At 72.3% G+C, this 3286-nt stretch carries 3 protein-coding genes and 1 pseudogene; 2 read left to right on the top strand and 2 right to left on the bottom strand.

Annotated elements, in window-relative coordinates; all coding sequences use genetic code 11:
* The first annotated feature begins 241 nt into the window (after positions 1-241).
* Positions 242-736 carry a bifunctional nuclease family protein gene (locus H5J29_RS26395; RefSeq protein ID WP_181783716.1) on the top strand — a complete coding sequence of 165 codons (495 nt, stop codon included), beginning with the start codon at positions 242-244 and terminating at the stop codon, positions 734-736.
* Here H5J29_RS26395 and H5J29_RS26390 read toward each other — a convergent pair.
* A complete protein-coding gene (locus H5J29_RS26390; protein WP_181783715.1) occupies positions 714-1910 on the bottom strand; it encodes an FAD-dependent monooxygenase in 1197 nt (398 codons plus the stop codon). The genes H5J29_RS26395 and H5J29_RS26390 overlap by 23 nt on opposite strands.
* Before the next feature lie 145 nt (positions 1911-2055).
* Between H5J29_RS26390 and H5J29_RS26385 the strand changes: the two genes are divergently transcribed.
* Positions 2056-2934: a TetR/AcrR family transcriptional regulator C-terminal domain-containing protein gene (locus tag H5J29_RS26385; RefSeq protein ID WP_181783714.1), complete on the top strand. Its 879-nt coding sequence runs from the start codon at positions 2056-2058 to the stop codon at positions 2932-2934.
* A 53-nt stretch (positions 2935-2987) separates the two neighbouring features.
* Here H5J29_RS26385 and H5J29_RS26380 read toward each other — a convergent pair.
* A pseudogene (locus H5J29_RS26380) lies at positions 2988-3286 on the bottom strand (ABC transporter ATP-binding protein); the annotation flags it as partial.

Below are 3286 nucleotides of genomic sequence, written 5' to 3'. Positions count from 1 at the left end.
GAGCAGGGCGGGGCTGCGGTCCGGCTGGATCTCGGCCCCGAGGTCCAGCAGCACCTCGTCCTCGGCGATGGCCGTGAGCAGCGCCGCGGTGAGCCACCACTGCGGCGGGGAGCCCGGCGCCGACCAGGCGTCGGCGATCGCACGGGCCTCGTCGGCCACGGCCGTCCTGCGGTCCATCGGCAGAACGTAGCGGTCTCGATCTGAGACGGCGGGCCACCATGTGACCCAGCACACTGATCAGATGCGTGCGATGCGGGTGCTCCGGCTGGTCGTCCACGCCCTGAGCCGGCAGCCGGTGCTGGTCCTCGGCGAGGTCGACGGGCCGCGCTGCGTCCCGATCTTCCTGCGGCCCCAGCAGGCCGAGGTGATCGCGGTCGGGGCGCGGGAGGGGGAGCCGGAGACCGCGCTGAGCCAGGACGTGCTGGTGCCGGTCGTCGAGGCGCTCGGCGGTCGGCTCGCCGGCGCGGACATCACCTCGCTGGTCGACGGCGTGTACACCGCCGAGCTCCTCGTCGAGCACGGGTCGGGGCAGGTCAGGGTGTCCGTGCGGCCGTCGGACGCGCTCGCGGTCGCGGTCCGCGAGGGCCTCGCGATCGGGGTGGCGGAGGAGATCCTCGACGAGGTCGGCCAGCAGACCGCGGAGCTGTTCCCGGACGGGACGGACGCCCCGCCCGTCGAACAGCTCCGCGAGTTCCGCGAGTTCCTCGACGAGGTCAGCCCCGACGACTTCCGCTGAGCGTCGCGTAGTCCGGCAGCTCGATCGCGTCCGCCTTCGAGAAGAAGAGCCTCCTGGTCAGGCCGCGCAGCGGGCGGCTGACCATCAGCCTCGTGGCCAGGATCCCGTTCCGGATCGCCCGCCGGGTCGGCGGCGCGTAGCCCTTGATCCCGCCGGGCGGCAGCGCCTGGCTCTGAGTGACGTACGGGCGCATCCGCTCCTCGTAGGCCGCGAACGCCGCGCCGTGGTCCGCGTGCCTGCTCAGCTCGCCCGCCAGCACGTACGCGCCGACCAGGGCCAGGCTCGTCCCCAGGCCGGTGAGGGGGGAGGGGCAGTACCCGGCGTCGCCGACGAGCGCGACCCGCCCGGTGGTCCAGTGCTCCATCCTCACCTGGGCGAGGAGGTCGAGGTAGAAATCGTCGGCGGTGTGCATGGCCTCGACCAGCTCCGGCGTCCTCCAGCCCATGCCCGCCATCCGCTCGGCGACGAGCGCCTTCTGCTCCGCGACGTCTCGCCGGTCGTACTCCAGCGGCTCGGACAGGAACGCCAGCCCGGCCTTGGCGCGGCCCGGGGTGGTGTCCGGGCGGGCCGAGGCGACCCGGCCGGGCTCGTTGTACATCTGGTACCAGCCGTCCAGGCCGACCGGGTCGGGCGCGGTGAACCAGGCCGTGTAGCCGCCGATCGACCGCACGAACTGCTCCTCCGGGCCGAACGCGAGCCGCCGGATGCCCGAGTGCGGGCCGTCGGCGCCGATGACGAGGTCGAACTCGCGGACCGAGCCGTCCGCGAAGGTGACGCGGCGGTCGTCGAGCGCGGTGACCCGGGTGCCGAAGAGGTACTCGCAGTCGCTCGTGGCGTCGAGCAGGATCTGCGCGAGGTCGCCGCGGAGGATCTCGAGCTCGCTCACGATCCCGTCGCCGCCGAGGTCGTCGACGCGCATCTCGGCGAGGTGCGTGCCCGCGGAGTCGACGTACGCCAGGCCCTCCTGATCCATGCAGGCGGCGCGGACGGCGGGCATCAGGCCCATCCGTTCGATGATCGTCCGGCCGGCTCCGCGCAGGTCGACGGTCTGTCCGCCGGGTCGCGGCCCGGGCGCGGACTCGACGACGGTCACCGTGAACCCGTGCGCGCGCAGCCAGTACGCGAGGGTGGGGCCTGCGATTCCCGCGCCGGAGACGAGGACGGTGCCGGTCATGGTTCCTCCTGTGTGGTGATGCACTGAGAGTACGACGTACGCAGGTGTTCGCAATGCCTTCATCAGGAGATACGATCGATCGCAGTAACGTGCTCTAGTGCGCTGTCGAGGTGCATCGGGGGTGCACTAGTACGGAGGAGGGGGCATGGCGTACCGGGAGGTCGTCGAGGTGATCCGGGCGCGGATCGAGGCGGGCGAGCTGTCGCCCGGCGAACGCGTGCCGTCCACGCGGCAGATCGTCGCCGAGTTCGGGATCGCGATGGCCACCGCCAGCAAGGTGCTCGCGGCGCTGCGCCAGGAGGGGCTCGTGCGGGTGCTCCCGGGGGTGGGCACGGTCGTCGCGGGCGGGGTGCGCGAACCCGAACCGGAGCTCGGTCGGGGCCGGATCGTGCGTGCGGCGATGCGGATCGCCGACGCCGAGGGCGTCGACGCGCTGTCCATGCGCCGGGTCGCGTCGGAGCTCGGCACGGGCGCGATGTCGCTGTACCGGCACGTCCCCGGCAAGGAGGAGCTGCTGCTGCTCATGCGGGACGCGGCGTTCGGGGAGTTCCCGCTGCCGCCGTCGCCGCCCGCGGGCTGGCGGGCGCAGCTCGAGCTCTCGGGCCGCAGGCTCTGGGCGATGTACCGCAGGCATCCGTGGCTGGCCCGCATGACGTCGTTGACCAGGCCGTACGCCGGCCCGAACCAGATGCCCTACTCCGAGTGGAACATCCGCGCGCTGACCGGCCTCGGGTTCGACGACCCGACGATCTTCCGGCTCCATCTCTCGCTGTTCGTGTACGTCCACGGCTCGGCGGGCAGCCTCGAGGCCGAACGCCGGGAGGAGGCCGAGACGGGCCTGACGCTCTCGGAGTGGCTGATCGCCCGCGAGGACACCACCCGGGCGGTGATGGAGTCCGGCGCCTTCCCGAACTCGGTCCGCGTCTTCCTCCACACGGACACCGGCCTCGACCTGGACGAGATCTTCGAGACGGGCCTGCGGAGCATGCTGGACGGCATCCAACGCCGCATTATGGAGCCATAACTGTCGTTTCGAGGGTCGATTTCGACAGTTGTGGCTCCATAGTGCGGGCGGGGTCAGGCGGCGGTGGGCTCCGCGAACTGGGTGTGGTGGAGGTCGGCGTAGCGTGCCTCGTGCGCCAGCAGCTCATGGTGGGTGCCGCGCTCGATGATCCGGCCCTCCTCCACCACGAGGATCTGGTCGGCGTCGCGGATCGTGGAGAGCCGGTGCGCGATCACCAGCGCGGTGCGCCCGGCCAGCGCCTCGGCGAGGGCGGCCTGCACCGCGGCCTCGGACGTCGAGTCCAGGCTGGCCGTGGCCTCGTCGAGCACGACCACGCGGGGCTTCGCGAGCAGCAGGCGCGCGATCGTGAGCC

Origin of the sequence: Pseudonocardia pini, from assembly GCF_013870575.1 — a bacterium.
Classification (GTDB): domain Bacteria; phylum Actinomycetota; class Actinomycetes; order Mycobacteriales; family Pseudonocardiaceae; genus Pseudonocardia; species Pseudonocardia pini.
Note: the sequence above shows the minus strand (reverse complement) of the source record. Positions and strands in the feature narration are given on the sequence as shown.